At 69.6% G+C, this 19453-nt stretch carries 19 protein-coding genes; 8 read left to right on the top strand and 11 right to left on the bottom strand.

Annotation, left to right across the window (positions count from 1 at the left end):
• Positions 1–4 precede the first annotated feature (4 nt).
• On the bottom strand, positions 5–445 hold the full coding sequence (locus ACV7NM_RS07205) for an ATP-binding protein (RefSeq protein WP_463409489.1): 441 nt from the start codon (positions 443–445) through the stop codon (positions 5–7).
• Between the two features lie 176 nt (positions 446–621).
• Here ACV7NM_RS07205 and ACV7NM_RS07200 point away from each other — a divergent pair, with 176 nt between their 5' ends.
• Complete coding sequence (locus ACV7NM_RS07200; RefSeq protein ID WP_463409488.1) at positions 622–1899, top strand: helix-turn-helix domain-containing protein; 1278 nt, start codon at positions 622–624, stop codon at positions 1897–1899.
• Positions 1896–2450, top strand: coding sequence for a flavoprotein (locus ACV7NM_RS07195; RefSeq protein WP_463409487.1), 555 nt, complete (start codon positions 1896–1898; stop codon positions 2448–2450). Before ACV7NM_RS07200 ends, ACV7NM_RS07195 begins: the two co-directional genes overlap by 4 nt.
• 110 nt (positions 2451–2560) lie before the next feature.
• On the opposite strand, the gene ACV7NM_RS07190 is transcribed toward ACV7NM_RS07195, so the two are convergent.
• From ACV7NM_RS07190 to ACV7NM_RS07170, 5 genes are all read right to left on the bottom strand, one after another.
• Positions 2561–2944, bottom strand: coding sequence for a hypothetical protein (locus ACV7NM_RS07190; protein ID WP_365619333.1), 384 nt, complete (start codon positions 2942–2944; stop codon positions 2561–2563).
• A gap of 113 nt (positions 2945–3057) precedes the next feature.
• On the bottom strand, positions 3058–4758 hold the full coding sequence (locus ACV7NM_RS07185; RefSeq protein ID WP_463409486.1) for a relaxase/mobilization nuclease domain-containing protein: 1701 nt from the start codon (positions 4756–4758) through the stop codon (positions 3058–3060).
• Complete coding sequence (locus ACV7NM_RS07180) at positions 4755–5150, bottom strand: plasmid mobilization protein (RefSeq protein ID WP_463409485.1); 396 nt, start codon at positions 5148–5150, stop codon at positions 4755–4757. Before ACV7NM_RS07180 ends, ACV7NM_RS07185 begins: the two co-directional genes overlap by 4 nt.
• An 880-nt stretch (positions 5151–6030) precedes the next feature.
• Positions 6031–6729 carry an ATP-binding protein gene (locus ACV7NM_RS07175; RefSeq protein WP_463409484.1) on the bottom strand — a complete coding sequence of 233 codons (699 nt, stop codon included), beginning with the start codon at positions 6727–6729 and terminating at the stop codon, positions 6031–6033.
• Positions 6726–7646 carry a hypothetical protein gene (locus tag ACV7NM_RS07170; protein WP_463409483.1) on the bottom strand — a complete coding sequence of 307 codons (921 nt, stop codon included), beginning with the start codon at positions 7644–7646 and terminating at the stop codon, positions 6726–6728. The genes ACV7NM_RS07175 and ACV7NM_RS07170 overlap by 4 nt, the downstream gene beginning before the upstream one ends.
• 566 nt (positions 7647–8212) lie before the next feature.
• Here ACV7NM_RS07170 and ACV7NM_RS07165 point away from each other — a divergent pair.
• From ACV7NM_RS07165 to ACV7NM_RS07155, 3 genes are all read left to right on the top strand, one after another.
• Complete coding sequence (locus ACV7NM_RS07165) at positions 8213–8464, top strand: helix-turn-helix domain-containing protein (RefSeq protein WP_052874264.1); 252 nt, start codon at positions 8213–8215, stop codon at positions 8462–8464.
• A 236-nt stretch (positions 8465–8700) separates the two neighbouring features.
• Positions 8701–8979, top strand: coding sequence for a helix-turn-helix transcriptional regulator (locus ACV7NM_RS07160; protein WP_463413862.1), 279 nt, complete (start codon positions 8701–8703; stop codon positions 8977–8979).
• A 57-nt stretch (positions 8980–9036) separates the two neighbouring features.
• The gene (locus ACV7NM_RS07155) at positions 9037–10296 is read left to right on the top strand and encodes a tyrosine-type recombinase/integrase (protein WP_463409482.1); all 1260 of its coding nucleotides are present in this window, start codon (positions 9037–9039) and stop codon (positions 10294–10296) included.
• On the opposite strand, the gene ACV7NM_RS07150 is transcribed toward ACV7NM_RS07155, so the two are convergent.
• From ACV7NM_RS07150 to ACV7NM_RS07140, 3 genes are all read right to left on the bottom strand, one after another.
• Positions 10281–10865: a hypothetical protein gene (locus tag ACV7NM_RS07150; RefSeq protein WP_463409481.1), complete on the bottom strand. Its 585-nt coding sequence runs from the start codon at positions 10863–10865 to the stop codon at positions 10281–10283. The two genes, ACV7NM_RS07155 and ACV7NM_RS07150, sit on opposite strands and share 16 nt — an antisense overlap.
• 105 nt (positions 10866–10970) lie before the next feature.
• Positions 10971–11501, bottom strand: coding sequence for an SMI1/KNR4 family protein (locus ACV7NM_RS07145; protein WP_463409480.1), 531 nt, complete (start codon positions 11499–11501; stop codon positions 10971–10973).
• Between the two features lie 328 nt (positions 11502–11829).
• Positions 11830–12924 carry a magnesium and cobalt transport protein CorA gene (locus tag ACV7NM_RS07140; RefSeq protein WP_463409479.1) on the bottom strand — a complete coding sequence of 365 codons (1095 nt, stop codon included), beginning with the start codon at positions 12922–12924 and terminating at the stop codon, positions 11830–11832.
• A 173-nt stretch (positions 12925–13097) separates the two neighbouring features.
• Between ACV7NM_RS07140 and ACV7NM_RS07135 the strand changes: the two genes are divergently transcribed.
• Together ACV7NM_RS07135 and ACV7NM_RS07130 are read left to right on the top strand one after the other, a co-directional pair.
• A complete protein-coding gene (locus tag ACV7NM_RS07135; protein ID WP_463409478.1) occupies positions 13098–14222 on the top strand; it encodes a winged helix DNA-binding domain-containing protein in 1125 nt (374 codons plus the stop codon).
• Between the two features lie 43 nt (positions 14223–14265).
• Positions 14266–15945: an AMP-binding protein gene (locus ACV7NM_RS07130; protein WP_463409477.1), complete on the top strand. Its 1680-nt coding sequence runs from the start codon at positions 14266–14268 to the stop codon at positions 15943–15945.
• Positions 15946–15949: 4 nt separating this feature from the next.
• Here the strand turns inward: ACV7NM_RS07130 and ACV7NM_RS07125 are convergent, their stop codons facing one another.
• Together ACV7NM_RS07125 and ACV7NM_RS07120 are read right to left on the bottom strand one after the other, a co-directional pair.
• Positions 15950–16438: a glutathione peroxidase gene (locus ACV7NM_RS07125; RefSeq protein WP_463409476.1), complete on the bottom strand. Its 489-nt coding sequence runs from the start codon at positions 16436–16438 to the stop codon at positions 15950–15952.
• Positions 16439–16483: 45 nt separating this feature from the next.
• Positions 16484–17350, bottom strand: coding sequence for a hypothetical protein (locus ACV7NM_RS07120; RefSeq protein WP_463409475.1), 867 nt, complete (start codon positions 17348–17350; stop codon positions 16484–16486).
• Between the two features lie 258 nt (positions 17351–17608).
• Between ACV7NM_RS07120 and gcl the strand changes: the two genes are divergently transcribed.
• Entirely contained in the window at positions 17609–19396 is a 1788-nt protein-coding gene (gene gcl / locus ACV7NM_RS07115; RefSeq protein WP_463409474.1) for a glyoxylate carboligase, read from the top strand.
• Positions 19397–19453: the final 57 nt, after the last annotated feature.

The following is a 19453-nucleotide window of genomic DNA, read 5'->3' as shown; positions in this document are numbered from 1 at the left end:
GCGTTCAACTCCTTTGCAGGGGAGGTTGCGTGATGGACGGCGTGACCGAGGTGGGTACGGACAGATCGAGCTCGGCCCAGCAGGACTTGCCGCCGGCGCTGTGGTCGACGCCGTGCCGGTCGGCGAGGGCGTCGATGATCAGCAGCCCGCGGCCGTCCTCGGCGTCCGTACGGGGTGGGCGTGCGTGGGGGAGGACGGAACTTCGGTCGCGGACCTCGAAGCGCAGTCGGCTGCCGCGCAGGCGAGCGGTTACGGAAGCAGCTTCCTTTCCCGTGTGCTGAACGGCGTTCGCCAGTAGTTCGCCGGCCACGACCTCTGCCACGCACATGCCGTCGGTGCCGATGACCGAGCGCCAGCCCCTGATCTCGTTCATCACCTGGTGCCGGGCACGAGCGGCGCCCTCGGGCGTACTCGTGACGGTCAGAGTGACCTCGTGCACTTCCATGAGCAGCCTCCTGGAGGGGTGCGGTTCCACCAGGCAAGCGGGTCAGGAGGCGGCTGCGCGATGTGCCGCGCAGCCCCTGCATCGTTCATGCAGGTTGTGCATGGCGAACAAGTTCCTCGCAGCTAGGCTCGGTTGAGCAGGCAGGATCGGTCTCGGCAGAAGGGGCCGTGGCGGTGATGGTCGACACGCAGGGCGAGGCGCACCGGATCGGTGAACTGATCCGCCGGGCTCGGGTCTTACAGGGCCGCTCACAAGCGGACGTGGCCCGCGAGCTGGGATACCACCAGTCGAAGATCAGCCGACTGGAGGGCGGACGCGGAACGGACGACATCCGGGTTCTGCGCGACGTCGCCCGCATCCTGCGCATTCCCCCGGCCCGACTCGGTCTGGCGGAGGCCGCCCCGGAAGCCGATCCCCACGATCCGGAGACAGAAGAAATGCTGCGCCGCCGTACTTTCCTTGCCGCCAGCGTCACCGCGCTCACAGCCTCGGTCGCGCCGACGGCTGCGCACCCCGCGCTCGTCCAGGCACTCCTGCCCGGGATGCCGACGACTCCGACGACGGAAGCGCCGGAGTCCGGGCAACTGCGAAACCGGGCCACGGCCATCCGGCGCCTCTGGAGCACGTGCGACTACGCGGAGCTGGAGCGGACCCTTCCCGGCCTGATCACCGACCTCCGCCACTGCATCGCCGACTCCCCGCAGGCCGAGGAGCTTCCCCGCTTCCTGGCCACGGCCTACCAGACTTCGGCCAGCCTCCTGCTGAAGCAGGGAGACCCCGGCACGGCGTGGCTCGCCGTCGGGCGCGCGATGGCCGAGGCCGAACGCTCGGGTGATCCGCTCGTCCTCGCCGCCAGCGTCCGCCTCCACGCGCACGTCCTGGTCCGCGAACAGCACGCCGGCCAGGCCGTCACGCTGATCAAGCACACGGCTTCACAACTCGCCGGCGCGTACGACCGGCAGCCCCACCACCACCTCTCCGTGCTCGGGTTGCTGCTACTTCGCGGAGTCACGGCTGCCAGCAGGGCCGGGGACCGTGCTGCCACCGCAGAGTTCCTGGCGGAGGCCAAGGAAGTGGCGAAGTACGTCGCCCTGGACCACCCCGACGCCTGGGCCAACTTCAGCCCCACCAACGTGGCCCTCCACGAGGTCAGCGCGGCCGTGTCCTTCGGTGACGCGGGCGTCGCAATCGACATCGCCCGTCCGCTCATGCGCCGCCACATCCCGGTTCCCGAGCGCCGGGCCGCACTGTGGGTGGAAGCCGCCCGTGCCTACGCACAGCAAGGCCGTCTCGTCGACGGGTACCAGGCCCTGCGGATCGCGGAGACCTGCGCGGCTCAGGACGTACGGCGACCAGCCGTCCGGGACCTGGTCGCCGACATGGCAGCGCGCGACCGTCGGCGTACGCTGCCAGAGCTCCACCACTTCAGCCGCCGACTGGGAGTACCCGCGTGACCGAGCCGCAGCGCAAGCCCTTCCTGTACGTCGTCGTCTGCGCGGCCGGGATCGCGGGCGACGTCGGCAAGCTGATCGCCGCCGCGCACGAGCGGAGCTGGGGCGTCGGCATCGTCGCCACCCCACAGGGGCTTCCCTTACTCGATGTCGCCGCGATCGAGGGGCGGACCGGTTATCCCGTCCGCTCCGCCTGGCGCGCGCCCGGGGACGCACGGTCCTTCCCACCCGCCGATGCGATCGCCGTAGCCCCGGCTACCTTCAACACGGTCAACAAGTGGGCGGCTGGCTTCGCGGACAACCTTGCCCTCGGCATCCTCTGCGAGGCGCCGGGCATGGGCGTCCCCACCGCTGTCCTGCCCTACGTGAACACCGCCCTCGCAGCCCACCGCGCGTACCAACGCAGCCTCGCCGAGCTGCGTGAGATGGGCGTCCTGGTCGGGAGCTACGAACCACACCGTCCGAAGTCCGGCGGTGGCGCCGACCGCTTCCGCTGGGAGGAAGCCGTTGACCTCCTGGCTCCGTTGCTGGCGGCAGCGGCCACCCACCACTGATCCTGCGACTGCCAGTGGGTATGGCCTGTCGGCCTTGCACATCGCGAATGCCTGCGGCCGGTGACCGGGAGGTACCTGGTCACCGGCCGCAGGCTGCTGTTCCGGGCCCGTCAGTCCTCGTAGGGGAGGTAGATGCCGCCGTCCGGAGCGGCTATGGCGCACAGGCGCTCGTACTCGGCGCGGTCTTCCTCGGTCATGTGCGGGAGTACGTCCATGACCATGCGGGCTTCGGGGTGCCGGGCGAAGTACGAGAACAGGAGCTCGGTGAGGGCCTCCACGGCGGTGCCCTGTTCGAGGGCAGCCGCAGCGTTGCGGGCACTCAGGGCGGCTGTGGCTTCGAGTTCGGCGTGCGTGGCCTGGAGGGCGGTCGCCTGTTCGGCTCGGGTGAAGGGGCGCCCGTCACGGTGGGACCAGGTGCTGGTGTCGGGCCGGAGCTTGAAGTCCGAGTCCATCAGCAGGGCGATGACTTCGATGCGCAGTTCGGTTTCGGGCATGCGGAGGTTCCTTTACGGGACGGGGTTGGTGGTGATGTTTTCAATGCTCCGGAAAATCCCCGGTTTGGCTGACCGGGGACCGTCGGCTATGTAGGGACGGAGGCGTTCTGCCGTCAGCGCCGGCGGGAGGCGCTGTTCGCACCCTTCAGAGCCGGTTGTGTGGTCGGCGCGTGCCGGGGGAGCGATGCCGCGGGATCGGCAGGCAGGTGGGCGAGGCGGCGCAGGCGCCAGACGAGGACGTCGCTGACGGAGGTGGCGCTGTCCAGCTCCCGGTGCCGCGTGGCTTCTGCGAGGAGGTGGGCCGGGTTGTGGCCTGCGGCCTGGGCATCGGCGAGGGTGGCCGCCAGGGCGGGCCAGCCCGGCTCGGCCAGAACTTGTTCGGCAATCTCGGGCAGCGTCTGGCGGAGGACGGCTGCCTGTCGTCGCTGCAGTGGCAGGGAGCGGCCTCGCTGGTGAAGCACGGACATCGGCTGGGCGGCCGCGATCTCGTAGGCGGCGCGCAGGTGTTCGGCGGCTTGGTGGGCGGCTTCGGCTTGCTGGGCGTGGTGCTTCTTGGCGTGCCAGTTCGCCGCCGCGGTGACGAGGAAGAACGCGGTGTCGATGAGCATGGCGGTGGTGGCGCCGTCTTCCCCGCGGCCGAGGGCGGGCCCGCTGTGGACGAGGTCGTGCGCGGCCTGGCGCAGGGTGTGGTCGTGCCCGCGTACGGCGCGGACGTGGGAGCGCGAGGCCCGCTCGAACGCGAAGGCCGCATCCCGGAGTTCTCGTCGGGTGTGGGCGGCGGAGGTCTCGGCGAGCGCGTCGAGGACCTCGCCGGCAGCGGCGATCTGGGCTGCTGCCGTGCCGTCGTCGCCGTGATCGATGAGCAGCAGTGCCTGCCAGGTCGCCGTGGTGGCGCGGCGGCGGGCGTACGCCGGGCCGGTCACCGGTGGGAGAACGGGCTGCTCCGGTGAGACGCCCTCGTCCGAGGAGGGTTCTGCTGGCAGGGTCCAGCGTTCGCGGATGCGGGGCAGGGAGAGGTCGGGGGCGAGCTTGGATCCCGAGTAGAAGACGGGCTCGCCGTGCTTGTTTCGGTCGTCGGGCAGGGCCACGGTGTAGCCGAGGAGGTCCCCGGACGGTGCCACGCGTCGGTTTACGAGGAGACCGGTACGGGTGAGGCGGCCGAAGAACTCCTCCTCGCTCCGGGCGCCGGCCGCCGCGTGCCGGACGCTCTCGCGCAGTTCCTCCCTCGGGGTGCGTACCCGCTGGTGGCGGTCGGCTTTGTGGCGTTCGGCGCTGGTGGGGCGCTGGGCTGCGGTTCCGTCACCGGTAGTGAGGAGGCGCAGGCCGTAGTCGGCCTCGATGAGACGGGCTTCGGCCTGGGAACGCTTGGCTTCGTTGTGGCGGCGGGGCCGGCGGCCGTCCTCGCGGACGGTGGTGGCGATGATGTGGATGTGGTCGTCGGCGTGGCGGACGGCTGCCCAGCGGCAGGCGGCGGTGTCGCCCTCGGGGGCCATGCCGGTGGCGGCGACCATGCGGCGGGCGATGTCACCCCACTGCTCGTCGGTGAGGACCGGGTCCTCGGGCGCGGCACGTACGGACAGGTGCCACACGTGCTCGGTGGGGCGCCGTGACTTGGGCAGGGCTTCGACGGGCTGGTCGAGGAGCCTTTGCAGGTCTGCGTAGGTGGCTTTCGGGTTGCGTCCAGGGTCGGGGACGAGGCTGTCCCAGGCCGCCACGAGGTGCGGGTCGGTGTGTTCCTCGTGGGTGCCGGGGCCGTAGAGGTAGCGGATCAGGCCGATGGTGCGGGTGCCCATCTTGTGGATGCGGGGGATCATCCGGCGGGGGTCTCCGTCTCGACGTAGCGCTGGGTGAAGTCGTCCACGCGCTCGGCGGTCCGTTGGACGGCGTCGAGGACCGCCTTGGCGTGCGGGGCGTCGGCGCCGGAGTTCAGGACGGTGGTGACCTGGTTGAGGTTGTGGCCGATCTGGCCGAGGGCCCGGCGCAGCGCGAACAGCTCTCTGACCATCTCCCGGTGGGTGGCGATCTCGGCTTCGGTGTGTTCGAGGTCGCGTGCGGCCTTCAGGGCGGAGTGGGCGAGGAAGGCGGCGATGCTCATGTGGCAGGCGGACGCGGCGTGGGTGAGGAGCGTGAATTCGTCGTCGTTCATGCGGCAGCTGGGCTGGTGCACGCGCTTCTTCTCGGCGAGCAGGCGCTCACGCTGGCGCACGTGCGATGTCGTTGGGGCGGTGTGCGTGCAGCGGGGGGTGTGGCAGGTGTGCTGTCCCTCCGTTTCGTGGTGCGATCCGGCTTCGGCGGCATCTCGAAGGACCGGCGCCCCCTGGTGCCGGTCCGCTCCCGTCACCCCTGGGGCGGGGGAGCCCAGAGCATTGCTCCCGACGGGAGCAATGCTCTGGGTACAACTTGCTCCTCCTGAGGCTGGAAGCGAGGGCATGTTCTCGTCGTGGCTGGGAGGGTCGTGCGGTGGGTTGTGCATGCGTGTCCTTGAAGCGGTAGAGGCTGGTTGTGTGCAGGGGCTGTTGGGCGGGGTCGACCGGTTGGGGACCGCTCGCTCGTGACGCGAGACGCTGCCGGTGCTATCCGGGGACCGGGCGGGGACGGTCCCCGTTTCGGGTAGGAACTCGGTCCCCAGCGGCAGGGGCGTGGGGGACCGGTCCCGTCTCGGTCCCCGTAGTGGTGGGTGGGGACGGTCCCCGACGTGGTGACCTGGCGGTCCCCGAACCGCCGCAGGGTGGTCCCGGATGGTGGGGACGGAGGGGCCGGTCCCCACTGAGTCGGGGGACGTCAGGCGGGGGTGACCTGCGGAAACAGAGTTGGGGACCGGTCCCCGTGGTGGCCGGCGCGCGCAGCGCAATCAGGGGACGGTCCCCGATCGACTGCTGCCGGTCCCCTCCTGGGGGAGGTCGCTGCCAGCCGGGGAGCGGGGCCAGGTTGGGGACCGGGACGGGGAGTACGACCGGGACGGGACCGGGTTGGGGACCGTGATTGGGACGGGGACGGGACCTGGATGGGGACGGTCCCGAACGGATCGGACCAGTTGGTTCGGTCCCCACGATGACGGGGACCGACCTGGGTGGGGACCGTGGTGGTCAGGAGCCCGACGGCTGGGCGCGTCGGCGGTCCGGGCCGGTGAGGATGACGCGGGTGGTCATCTCTGCCAAGCGGGAGGCGACGCGGTCCCCGACTGCGTTGCGGAGTTCCGCGATGGGCAGGTTGGTGGTGATCAGGGTCGGGAGCATCTCGGTGTAGCGGCGGTTGATCAGCCGGTACGTCAGCTCCTCGGTCCACTCGGACTGCTTGGCCGCGCCGAGGTCGTCCAGGATCAGCAGCGGGCACCGGCCGAGCTCTTGGATCTCCCGCTCGGGGTCGTGGTTGGGCCGGGGCCGGAGCTGGGCGTAGAGGTCGGCGGAGGTGACCGCCTGCCAGCGCAGGCGTACTCCGGCGGCCAGCAGCGAGCGGACGGCTCCGTAGGCCTGATGGGTCTTGCCGATGCCGGTGGGTCCGGCGATCAGCAGCGAGGGGCCGTAGGCGATGCCCCGGGTACCGGCCGGCCCGTTCCGCCCGGCGCCGGTGACCGCCTCCACCCAGCCCAGGACTTCGGGTTGGGTGGCGAGTGCCTCGCGGTAGCGGGGCGGGATGCGGCGGTCGGCGAGTTCCAGGGCGGTCACCGGCTCCACCGTGGGCCCGGCGAGTGCGGTGTCGGGGTCGATGCCCTTGGCAGCGAGAATGGCCTGGAGACGGGCTGCCAGGGTGCCAGCACGCTGGGGATCGCGGGTCGCGGTGGTCACAGCTGGCCTCCGTAAGCGGCTTCGGCGTCAGCGGGGTTGGTGTACGGCTGAGGGGTTCGGCGCGCGCCAGCAGCGGCCTGCGGCGGGTTCATGGCCTCGTTGACCAAGCTGGGCAGCAGGCTCGGGTAGAGGCTCTTGAGGCGCATGCGGTCGACCCCGGCTCGGATGTGGTCCGGGTCGATGCCTTCGTGCAGCAACTTGCTGATCTCCCGGCCGACATGGCCCAAGACTTTCTCCGGAGGGCGCTTGCCGCACGCGGCGGCGTACTCGGCGACCAGTTGCTGGGCCGTTGCGGTCTGGGGTGTGGCGGGGGCGCTCGCGCCTCCCAACGGAGATCCTAGATCCATGATCCTAGGTCCTAGGTCCGGACCGTGAGGGCTCGGCGCAGGCTCCCGCACTTCCTGCTGATGCTGCACGGAGGGCTCACTGAACCCGCCCTGACCTGCGGATACGGGGACCATCGAAGCGGCGTGAGATGTGGGTGCGAGCTCCGGGGCGGGTGCCTGATGGTGCACGGACGCCTCACGGAGCCCTCCCTGCGCCAGCGGTGAAGTCAGGGGTACCCGACCGCCGTCGTGGTAGGGACAGTTCGGGTGCCGGACACCGCTGGGGCGGTTGACCTTCTGGTGCTTGGAGAAGGCCACGATGTGCAGGTACCGCTTGCCGTCCTCGCCCTCGTACCGGCAGATGAGTTCATTGCCGGCGAGCTGGGTGAGGTCGTCCTCGACCTCGATCGGGCCGTGTTCGGGTCGCAGGGACCACAAGAGGCCCGCGATGACGGCGGACTGGTCACGGAACCGGCCGTGGTCGTCGGCCTGGGTGAGCAGACCGAAGAACGTCCGCTCCGCGGTGATGCTGATGGCGGCCAGTGATTCGGAGCTGAAGGCTTCAGGCTTGATGGTGCGGATGCGTGCCATGCCTATCGCCCCGCCTTCGCCTGCTGCTGGGACGGCGACGCCGCAGTGGGCGCGGGTGTGCGGACGGCTGCTTCGGCCGTACTGTTGGGCATAGATGTTCCTCAGATCCGTTCAGGAGTGGGCGGTTTGGGCAAGGGACTCCCATCGGCTCTCGGCGCTGCAACGCCGGGAGCCGATTCCTTTGTCAGGGGTGCTTGGCCAAGACAGCCACACCCAGCCCGCGGAAGTCCAGCGAATCCGCACTCGAAAAGCGTCAGAGCGCATCGCTGATCGCGAACGTCTTCACAGTAAGGGCGAATCCCCGGTTGACCAAAAGGTCGACGGCGTAGGGAGAGCGAGGAAGATCGCACCCCGAAAGTCATTGACCGGGGTAGGCGAGGCGATCTATGTTTCCGCCGCCGAGCCACTGATGGTGTGCGTACCTCTGTGATCCGAGATGGGTCCTAGTTCCGCAATGGCCGCCTATGCGCGAATCGCCAGTTCGTTCTCCGTGAAACGGGCTCCAAAGTCCCATGTCTGGGCTTCCGTGATTACGAGAACCCGGGAACCCGAGCTACAACAGACGCATGCCCCGAAGAGCTACGGAAATCGGTCCCGCCGGAGAACGGACCGCCCACGCCATCGAGCGGCTGCGCACCTCGCGCGGATTCGCCCAGCGAGAGCTCGCTGCCCGTGTCACCGAGCTCGGCCACCCCATGACCAACACCATGCTGTCCCGCATCGAACGCACCCGCCGGCGCTGCGACGTGGATGACCTCGTCGCCATTGCGGCCGCCCTCGGTGTCTCCCCACTCGCCTTGCTCCAGCCCGCGACATAGGGGTCCGGGGTGGGTGCGCTGTGACGCCGCCCCGGCTTATACCCGACGATCCCCGGTCAGCCAAACCGGGGGATTCTCCAGACCATAGAAGTAGTCCGCTCCACCTGCCTGACAGCAAGCGGGGGCGGACTCGTCATGCCCGATGTCCGTCGCCACAGGCTGTCGACGGAAGACCCCGAAGGTTTCGATACGTGCGAAGTGTTGGTTGTGACAGTGAATTGCTGGCGAATGTCCGTATGTCTCCCCGTGTGTCGCCGCTGGGGAGGGGTTTTCTGAACGTGCGTGAAGCCGCCGAATACCTGGGGCTGTCGCCCGCCACCCTTTACGTGTGGCGGCACCGTCGCCAAGGCCCGCCGAGTTTTCGGATGGGGCGGAGCGGACGCGTGATGTACCGGATCGAAATGCTTGACGAGTGGATCCGAGAGCAGGAGCAGGCGGACTCCCGCAGCAATACTTCCCTAAGTCCGGTGAATGCCGCCCCGCAGCGCCGCGCCGGGTACTTGGCCACGGCCTGACCGACCTACCCGGCCTTACCACCCGCCCTACGCCCAACCCTAACCCCGAGGAATTCTTTGGCCGGCTATATCGAAGATCGTTGGATCAAAAAGAAGAAGGATCCCGTCACAGGGAAGCGTGAGCGTACGACCCGTTATGGCAAGGGGCCTCGGTATCGGGTCGCTGGAATCCCGGGCGTCCGGGACATGTCGTTCGATGTGCTGGAGGACGCCAAGGGGTGGCTCCGGCGGTCCGGCACCGACAGCGAGCGGGGCGAGTTCGTCGACCCGCGCGACGGCTCCATCACCTTGACGGACTTCGTCACGCGCCACTGGCGCGCCGGCGTTCGCGGCGCGCCCGGCACGGTCAAGCGAGTTGACGAGCGTGTACGACTCCACATCCTTCCGCACCTCGGTGCGGTGGCGCTGCGCGACGTGTCGGCGACCGTCCTGCGCGGCTACATAGCCACGCTCGAAGGCGAATGCTCTCCGCGGTACGCCCGGCAGATCCTCACCTCGCTGTCGAACATCTTCGAGACCGCGATCGACGACAAGCGCCTCGTCCGCAACCCGATGCGGGCCAAGACGGTGCGTTGGCCCAAGGCGCCGGACGAGGATCATGACGCGTGGCCGCTGGCAACGGCGCAGCGGGTGCGGGACGTGATCAATCCTCGCTACCGGATCGCGGTCGTCGTCGCGCTGGGGTGTGGGCTGCGCCAGGGAGAGGTGTTCGGGCTGTCGCCGAGGGACATCGACTTCGAACGCGGTGTCATCCGGGTGCGCAGGCAGGTGCAACTCCTCTCCGGGCGGCTCTACTTCGCTCTGCCCAAGGGTGGCAAGACGCGCATCGTCGACATGCCCCGGTCGGTCGCCACGGAACTGGCCGCGTACTTCCTCGACCATCCGGCCGTCGACGTCGAGCTCCCCTGGGGCGGACCGGAGCCCGACCGGGAGAAACAGAGCTTCCCGCTCGTCCTCACGACGACGTACGGCAACGCCATCCGCGCCAACATCTTCAACGACGAGGCCTGGAAGCCGGCCCTCGCCGCGGCCGGAGTCATTCCCGTACGGGAGAAGGGTGCGCGGTGGAAGGCTTCGCGCAAGGACGGCTTCCACGTGCTCCGGCACACCTACGCCTCGGTCCTCCTCGAAGCGGGCGAGTCCATCGTGACGCTCGCCCGGTGGCTCGGTCACTCAAGTCCGACCATCACCCTCGACCACTACGCCCACTTCATGCCGGAGGCCGGCGGCAAGGGACGCGCGGCCATCGACGCACTGCTCGGCACGGTGCCCGAGTACGTACCTGAGGGCCTCGTCTCCTCTCACGGCAGCATCTGAGAGCCCGTACCGACAGCGGTCGCCTGCGCCCGGCAATGTTCCAGCCCCGCCGTTACCTCCGCCTGGTCCGGGCTGTCCTCGGTCGCCAGAAGTTCCCTGGCCGTAACCATGGCCGCCCAGAACTCGGGAGGTGAGCCCCGCCCGTCCCGGAACCGGGTCTGCGAGAAGAGCAGGAAGATCTTCGTGAGCTCCCCGGTTCGAAACCAGGGGATCATGCCGCCAGGAAAGCCTCCGCGGGCGCCGGCGGCAGTCCACAACAGGTTGCGGATCCGCTCGCCGCGACCGTCCAGCACTTGGTCCACGACGAACACGTGCGCACAGGCGAGGAGCATGGCGACGATGTCTTCCTCTCCCGCCTCGAACTCGTCGAAGAGGGGCCGTGCCTCGTGGATTCGAGCTTCGGCGTCCGGCCGGGACACTCCCAGGGCCAGACATAGGGCCAACGCGCAGGCGTCCCAGTCACCGGTGCGCGCGGCCAGTTCGGCGAAGACCTCCTCCGTGCCCTGTCCGGCGGCCAGCATCTCGCGGGCCTCCAGAACGAGCGCGTCCCCGCCTTCCCCGTGCTTCATGGTCAGAGGCTACAGCGATGCTCGAACGCGACAGAGGGGCGCGGTGACTTGAGCGTCCCGTCATTCCCGTGATTCCGGCTGGTCGTGCAGGTGACGACGCTGGGTTCAGCGGCAGAGGTCCATGATGGTGTCGTCGAAGTTGGGGAACTCCCGGGTCGCCAGCTCGATCACGGCTGCCGCCGACCGGCGCTGGTGCGGTGCGAATCCTTCGGCGATGGCTGCCAGCTCCGGATTGGGCTGCGCCTTCCAGTCCGGCTCGTAGGATGTGGCGGCTTCCCAGGGGCCGAAGCCGTCGGCCAGTAGCCACAGGAAGTCGCCCAGGTCGCGTGCTATGACACCGGTCTCGCCCTCCGAGCCGAGGAAGACGATGGGCTGCTCGGCCAGAGGGCGGCTCGGGCGGATGAGCCAGATCGCCGCGTACCCGCCCGTGCCGTCCTGTCCGAACACGCGGAAGTCGTTGCCGTCCAGTTCGCTGTTCCCGGTCCATGCCTGGAACCAGTCGGTGGTCTCGGCAGCGGACAGGAAGGCCGGGAAGGGTTCGAAGTCGACCCCGGTCTTCCCGTCGGCGTAGTCGAACCGAACGGCCATCGCGGTGGCGAGCGCGGCGGGGAACTGTCGGTCATCGGTGGGCTTCACGGAGACAGGCTAGACACGGGGTCGGACATCGACGCCCCACGGGCAAGGTCGTTGGACGACTGCCGGCTCGTAATCGTCGGGGGAGACAGGACAGGCCTGGTCGCGACAACGGGTGGCACAGCATCTGCTGTGCCACCCGTTGTCGTTACCCTCCGCAATCGCGTGCCGTCGAAGGTGGTCGGCGGTGCGGGAGGGCTGGCCCCAAGGTGCGGGGGAGCGCCCGGCATGGGCGGGCTGCGGATTCTCCCCAGATTCTCCCCAGGGGGTCCTGCGGGCCACTTCTCAGCCTTCGCAGGAGCTAAGTTGATCAATGGCGCTGCTGTGCGGTCTACAGCCAGTCGCGCTTCTTGAAGATGACGTACAGGCTCACGCAGACCACTGCCATCAGCAGGATCGCGAAGGGGTAGCCGGCTGCCCACTTGAGCTCGGGCATCGTCTCGAAGTTCATGCCGTAGATGGTTCCCACGAGTGTGGGTGCAAAGAGGATGGCGGCCCAGGAGGAGATCTTCTTGATCTCCTCGTTCTGTTCGAAGCCGGCCTCCGCCAACGCGCGCATTTCCGCGTTCTGTTGTTGGGAGACCAGGGTGGCGTTGACCGTCAGGATTTCGGTGAGGGCCTGGCGGAAGCCGTCCACGCGTTCGCTGGTGTGGGTGACATGGTCGGCGACGTCGCGAAGGTAGCGCTGGAGTTCCTCGTCCGTGCCGTACTTGGCGAAGCCGGCCATCAGGCCGTGGAGCATGCCGACCAGGGGGCGGGTGGCACGCTGGAACTCGACCATTTCGCGGGAGAGTTCGTAGATGCGGCGCGAGACCTCGGGGTCGCCGCGGAAGACCTCGGTCTCGATCTCGTCCATGTCGTTCTGGACGCCCTCCACGACCGGGGCGTAGCCGTCGACCACCGCGTCGAGGATGGCGTACAAGGCGGCCTCCGGGCCCAGGGAGAGGAGTTCCGGGGCCGCCTCCATGCGGCGGCGGACCGCCGAGAGGTCGGGGGCGGCCCCGTGGCGGACCGTGATCAGGAAGTCCGGGCCGACGAAGATGTGGAGTTCGCCGAAGTCCACCTCCTCCGGCGCGTCCAGATAGCGCGCGGCGCGCAGGACGACGAAGAGGGTGTCGCCGTAGCGTTCCAGCTTGGGGCGCTGGTGGGCCTCCAGGGCGTCTTCGATGGACAGCGGGTGGAGATTGAACTCGGCGGCCAGAGAGTGGAGTTCGGACTCCGTCGGGCGGTGCAGGCCGATCCACGCCATACCGTCGCTCTGTTCGCGCAGTTGTCGGTAGGTGTCGGCGAGGGTGGCGGGGGAGGCCACACGTCGGCCGTCGCGGTAGACCGCGGAGTCAACCACGCTGCGGTGGTCCGACGGCGTCGGCGCGGCGGGCAGTGGTCGGCCCGTGCGCGGCGGGCGGCGGTCTGGGCGCTCCGGCATCGCAGTCAGCTCCCGGTGGCTCGGGTGTCTGGTCGGACGGTCTCGTCGTTTGGTCTCGTCGAATGCGTGTATTGGGGCAAGGGGCAGGATATACGGGCCAAAGGGGACTGTGGGGACGGTGGACGCCGACATCGCGGACGGTAGGTGTCCGCAAGGCGCGTTAGCGTGCGGTTATGGCCTCCACGACCAGCGGTCCCGTACTCGACACCCGTGCGCTGAACCGTGCCACGCTCGCCCGCCAGCTGCTCCTGCGGCGCGCCCGGATGTCCGCGGCCGACGCGGTTACGCACCTCGTCGGACTCCAGGCGCAGAACGTCAGGCCGCCCTACTTCCAGCTGCACGCCCGCCTCGCCGGTTTTCGGCCCGCCGAGCTGGCCGACCTGATGGAGTCCCGGGAAGTGGTCCGCATGGTCACGATGCGCTCCACCCTCCACACCCACACCGCGCACGACGCCCTCACCCTGAGGCCGCTCGTCCAAGACGCCCGCGACCGGGAGGTCGGGTACTTCCGCGCCGGGCTGACGGGAGTCGACCTGGACCGGCTCACGCGGACCGCCCGGGCCTTCGTGGAGGCCGGCCCGCGCACCATGGCGGAGATCCGGGAGGAACTCCTCACCCACTGGCCGGACGCCGACCCGCAGGCCCTGTCGGTCGCAGCCCGCTGCCGGCTGCCGCTCGTGCAGGTCACCCCCCGCGGCGTGTGGGGCCGCAGCGGCCAAGTCCGGCTCACCACCGCCGAGCACTGGCTCGGGCGCCCGGCCGGGGAGCCGCAGTCGCCGGACGAGATGGTGCTGCGCTACCTCGGCGCCTTCGGGCCGGCCTCTGTGAAGGACATGCAGACCTGGGCCGGCCTGACCCGGCTCCGCCCCGCCTTCGAGCGGCTGCGGCCGCGCCTGCTCACCTTCCGGGACCAGAACGGCGTCGAACTGTTCGACGTCCCCGACGCGCCCCGCCCCGACCCGGACACCCCCGCCCCGCCCCGCTTCCTCCCCGAGTTCGACAACCTCCTGCTCTCGCACGCCGACCGCACCCGCGTCGTCCCCCCGCAGGTCAAGGGGCGCAGCTGGACGGGGAACCAGGCCCACCGCACCCTCCTCGTCGACGGGTTCCTCGCCGGGCTCTGGACCGCGGACGCCGGGGTGCTCACCGTCGAGCTGTTCGCAGCGGTGACGAAGGCGGTCGAAGCGGAGATCGTGGCCGAAGGGGAACGGCTCCTCGTGGGGATGGAGAGCGACGCGCGGACGCGCGGCGCCCCGACGGCCCGGGGCGGTGTCCGCTTCGGGTCAATCCGCGGCTGACGCCGTCTAGTGATCCACAGCGTCACGCGGCACGATGCCTCACATGACGGAGAACAGCGCCACCGCACAGTTCCTGGCCGCCCGCGACTTCCTCCTCGAACGCCGGGGGGACTACGAAGCCGCTCGGGCCGGCTTCACCTGGCCCCGCCCCGAGCGCTTCAACTGGGCCCTGGACTGGTTCGACCACATCGCCACCGGGAACGGGGCCGACGCCCTGCGCATCGTCGAGGAGGACGGCACGAGCCGGGGGGTCTCCTTCGGGGAGCTGTCCGTACGTTCGGACTCGGCCGCGAACTGGCTGCGCGCCCAGGGCGTCGCCGCCGGCGACCGCGTCCTGGTCATGCTGGGCAACCAGCGCGAGCTGTGGGAAGTGATGCTCGCCGCGATGAAGCTGCGCGCGGTCGTCATCCCCGCCACCCCGCTGCTCGGCCCCGCCGACCTGCGCGACAGGGTTGAACGCGGACAGGTGCGCCACGTCATCGTGCGCGCCGAGGACACTGGCAAGTTCGACGAGGTGCCCGGCACCTACACCCGCATCGCGGCAGGTCTCCGGGTACCCACCGGCTGGCGCCGCCTGGAGGACATGTACCAGGCGCCCAGTGGTTTCACGCCCGACGGCGAGACCCGGGCCGACGACCCCCTGATGCTCTACTTCACCTCCGGCACCACCGCCCGCCCCAAGCTGGTCGAGCACACGCACGCGTCCTACCCGATCGGTCACCTGTCCACCATGTACTGGGTGGGACTGCGCCCCGACGACGTCCACCTCAACATCGCCTCGCCGGGTTGGGCCAAGCACGCCTGGTCGAACCTCTTCACGCCCTGGAACGCGGGCGCGACCGTGTTCGTCTACAACTACACGCGCTTCGACGCCGAGCGGCTGATGGCGGAGATGGACCGGGGCGGCGTCACCACCTTCTGCGCCCCGCCGACCGTCTGGCGGATGCTGATCCAGTCCGACCTCGGTCTGCTGCGCAACCCGCCGCGCGAGGCCGTCGCCGCCGGCGAGCCGCTCAACCCGGAGGTCATCGAGAGGGTCCGCGAGGCGTGGGGGGTGACCATCCGCGACGGCTTCGGCCAGACGGAGACCACCTTGCAGGTCGGCAACTTCCCGGGCGCCCCGGTCAAGCCCGGATCGATGGGCCGTCCGGCGCCCGGCTACGAGATCGTCCTGCTGGACCCCGTCACCGGCAAGGAGTCCCCCGACGAGGGCGAGGTCTGCGTGGACCTGCGCACCCGCCCGGCCGGCGTGATGACGGGCTACCGCGACGATCCCGAGCGCACGGCGGAAGCGATGGCGGACGGCCTCTACCGCACCGGCGACATCGCCTCGCGCGACGCCGACGGCGACCTCACGTACGTGGGTAGGTCCGACGACGTCTTCAAGGCCTCCGACTACAAGATCAGTCCCTTCGAGTTGGAGAGCGCCCTGCTGGAGCACGAGGCCGTCGCCGAGGCGGCCGTCGTCCCGGCCCCCGACGCGCTGCGGCTCGCCGTCCCAAAGGCCTACGTCACGCTCGCCGCCGGCTGGGAGCCCGGGGAGGAGACGGCCCGGGTGCTGTTCGAGCACTCCCGGGCCGTGCTGTCCCCGTACAAGAGGATCCGCCGCATCGAGTTCGGCGAGCTGCCGAAGACCGTGTCCGGCAAGATCCGCCGGGTGGAGCTGAGGGAGCTCACCGAGGCCGGTTCGACGAGGGAGTACGACGAGGACGACCTCGGCTGACGGATCAGGCCGGCAGCTGCGCCTCGATCGCCGCGATCACCTCGGGCGCCTCCGGCTCGGTGCGCGGGCGGAAGCGGGCCACGACCTCACCGGCGGGGGAGATCAGGAACTTCTCGAAGTTCCACTGGATGTCCCCCGCCTCCCCGTCCGCGTCCGGGGTCTTCACCAGCTCCTGGTACAGCGGGTGCCGGTTCTCGCCGTTGACCTCGGACTTCTCCAGGATCGGGAAGGTCACGCCGAAACCCGACGCGCAGAACGTCTGGATGTCGTCCGCCGAGCCCGGCTCCTGACCGCCGAACTGGTTGCACGGCACGCCGATGACCGTGAAGCCCTTCTCCTCGTACTTGAACTGCAGTCGGGCCAGCCCGGAGTACTGGGGAGTGAGGCCGCACTGCGAGGCGGTGTTGACCAGCAGGATCGCCTTGCCCTTGTAGGCGGCCAGACTGGTCGGCTCGTCGGACAGGGTGGTCAGCGGGATGTCGTACAGGCTCATCGGGCTCGTTCTCCTCAGCGGACGCGATTACGCAATGTCCCGAGCCTATGGCCCCGTGCCGACAAGTGCGTCCGCCGGGTCGTTGACGGGCTGCGGCATGCCCGTGAGGTCCATGACGAACAGCGGTATCCCCAGGTCGTCGGCGCGCGCATGGGCGTCGGAGGTGTACCCGGCAAGGGAGAAGTAGACGCTCGTCGCGGAGGCGGTCAGCCCGTTCAGCCACACGCATTCCACCGCCCGCAGTCCGGCCGGCGCCGTACTCGGATCGACCTGGGCCACCACGCCCGGAGCGCGCAGGTCGACGGTCGCGGACGGGATCGGCGGCCCGTCGGGCTGCCGTACGTCCCGGAAGCCGAGCCAGCGCAGGTACAGCGCGGCCGTCGCCACCGCGTCCCGGGCCGTACGGATGGTCACGGGCCGAAACGGCGGGCGTGACTGTGTCGGGCCCGTCCGCGCGGCTCCGTCCGGCCCCTGCCCGATCCCTTGTCCCGGCCCCTGTCCCTGACCAGTCGGTCCGGTCCCCGGGCCCCGCCCCGGCCCCCGGTGTGCCGTCGGGCCGGAGCCTGGGGCGCCGCCGTCTTCGGGCCGTACGTCCTCGCCGGCCCCCGCTACGCCGCCCCGCGGACCGGCGGCCGCCCACGGCGGTTCGGGGGCGTGGACCGGGACGAGCACCACGGTCCCGCACGAGCCGCACCCCACCTCGGGGTGCGGCCAGTCGCTCTCCCGCCCACAGGCCGCGCACCGCACGGTCACCCAGCCGTCCGTCCACGTCCGGTGCGTCAGCGGGAGCCCGGGCGCGGACAGGTCCAGCGGCGGGGTGATCGGACTCCCGCAGGCGCAGGGGTAGACCGGCGCCGTGTACCCGTTCTCGCGCCGGCACACAGGACAGCGCACCGGTACCGCTTCCGCCATGAGACCTGGACCCCCTACGTCGCTGTGCGTTGGTCCATGGTCCACCACGAGCGACCGGCCGGGGCGGCGTCGCCCCGATTTCCCGCCATGGAGGCGGGGATTTGTGCGACCGACCGACCGAGAAGCGGCTTTTGGTGGTTTCCGGGGTGTCGAAGCGCCTTGACGTGCGCGGAGCTCGCCGCTTAGTTTGTTCCGTATAGCAGAACAAAACTTCCGTATGACGGAAACTGCCTGACCGCCACACCGCAGGAGACCTCGATGCCTCGTATGACAGCCGCCGCCGCTGCAGTGGAGATCCTCAAGCGCGAGGGTGTCGCGCACGCGTTCGGCGTCCCCGGCGCTGCGATCAACCCGTTCTACCGCGAGCTCAAGAACGTCGGTGGCATCAAGCACACCCTCGCCCGCCACGTCGAGGGTGCCTCGCACATGGCGGAGGGCTACACCCGCACCGCGCCCGGCAACATCGGCGTCTGCATCGGTACCTCCGGCCCCGCCGGCACCGACATGATCACCGGCCTGTACTCGGCGATCGCCGACTCGATCCCGATCCTGTGCATCACCGGCCAGGCCCCGGTCGCCAAGCTCCACAAGGAAGACTTCCAGGCCGTCGACATCGCCTCGATCGCCAAGCCGGTCACCAAGAAGGCCACGACCGTCCTGGAGGCCGCGCAGGTCCCCGGCGTGTTCCAGGAGGCCTTCCACCTGATGCGCTCCGGCCGCCCCGGCCCGGTCCTCATCGACCTGCCGATCGACGTCCAGCTGACCGAGATCGAGTTCGACCCGGAGACCTACGAGCCGCTGCCGGTCTACAAGCCGCGCGCCACCCGCGCCCAGGCGGAGAAGGCCGTCCGCTTCCTGCTGGAGTCCGAGCGCCCGCTGATCGTCGCCGGTGGTGGCATCATCAACGCCGACGCCGCCGAGCTCCTCGTCGAGTTCGCCGAGCTGACCAACGTCCCCGTCATCTCCACGCTGATGGGCTGGGGCGTCATCCCCGACGACCACGAGCTGAGCGCCGGCATGGTCGGTGTCCAGACCTCGCACCGCTACGGCAACGCGACCTTCCTGGAGTCGGACTTCGTCCTCGGCATCGGCAACCGCTGGGCCAACCGTCACACCGGCTACAACCTGGACGCCTACCTCGGCGACCGCAAGTTCGTCCACGTCGACATCGAGCCCACCCAGATCGGCAAGATCTTCGCCCCGGACTTCGGCATCGCCTCCGATGCCAAGGCCGCGCTGGAGCTCTTCATCGAGATCGCCAAGGAGCTCAAGGCCGAGGGCAAGCTCCCGGACTACAGCGCCTGGGTCGCCTCGCACCTGGAGCGCAAGGGCTCGCTGCAGCGCCGTACGCACTTCGACAACATCCCGATGAAGCCGCAGCGCGTCTATGAGGAGATGAACAAGGCGTTCGGCCCGGAGACCCGCTACGTCACCACCATCGGTCTGTCCCAGATCGCCGGTGCGCAGATGCTGCACGTCTTCAAGCCGCGCCACTGGATCAACTGCGGCCAGGCCGGCCCGCTCGGCTGGACCATCCCGGCCGCGCTGGGCGTCGCCTCCGCCGACCCGGAGAACCCGGTCGTCGCGCTCTCCGGTGACTACGACTTCCAGTTCATGCTGGAAGAGCTGGCCGTCGGCGCGCAGCACAAGATCCCGTACGTCCACGTCCTGGTGAACAACGCCTACCTGGGCCTGATCCGTCAGGCGCAGGGTGGTCTCGGCATCAACTTCGAGGTCAACCTCGAGTTCGAGAACATCAACGCGCCCGAGCTTGGCGTCTACGGCGTCGACCACGTCAAGGTCGTCGAGGGTCTCGGCTGCAAGGCGATCCGCGTCACCGACCCGAACGAGCTGGGCGCCGCCTTCGAGGAGGCCAAGAAGCTGGCCGCCGAGTACAGCGTCCCGGTCGTCGTCGAGGCGATCTTGGAGCGCGTCACCAACATCTCGATGAGCAAGACGGTCGACATGAGCGACGTCACCGAGTTCGAGGAGCTGGCGACCGAGCCGGGCCACGCCCCGACCGCGATCCGCCCGATCTCGGCCTGATCCAGCAGGCGTCACCGCACCGAAGAACGGCCCCCGGAAACCATCGGTTTCCGGGGG

This window comes from Streptomyces sp. Tek67B01 (assembly GCF_055231995.1).
Note: the sequence above shows the minus strand (reverse complement) of the source record. Positions and strands in the feature narration are given on the sequence as shown.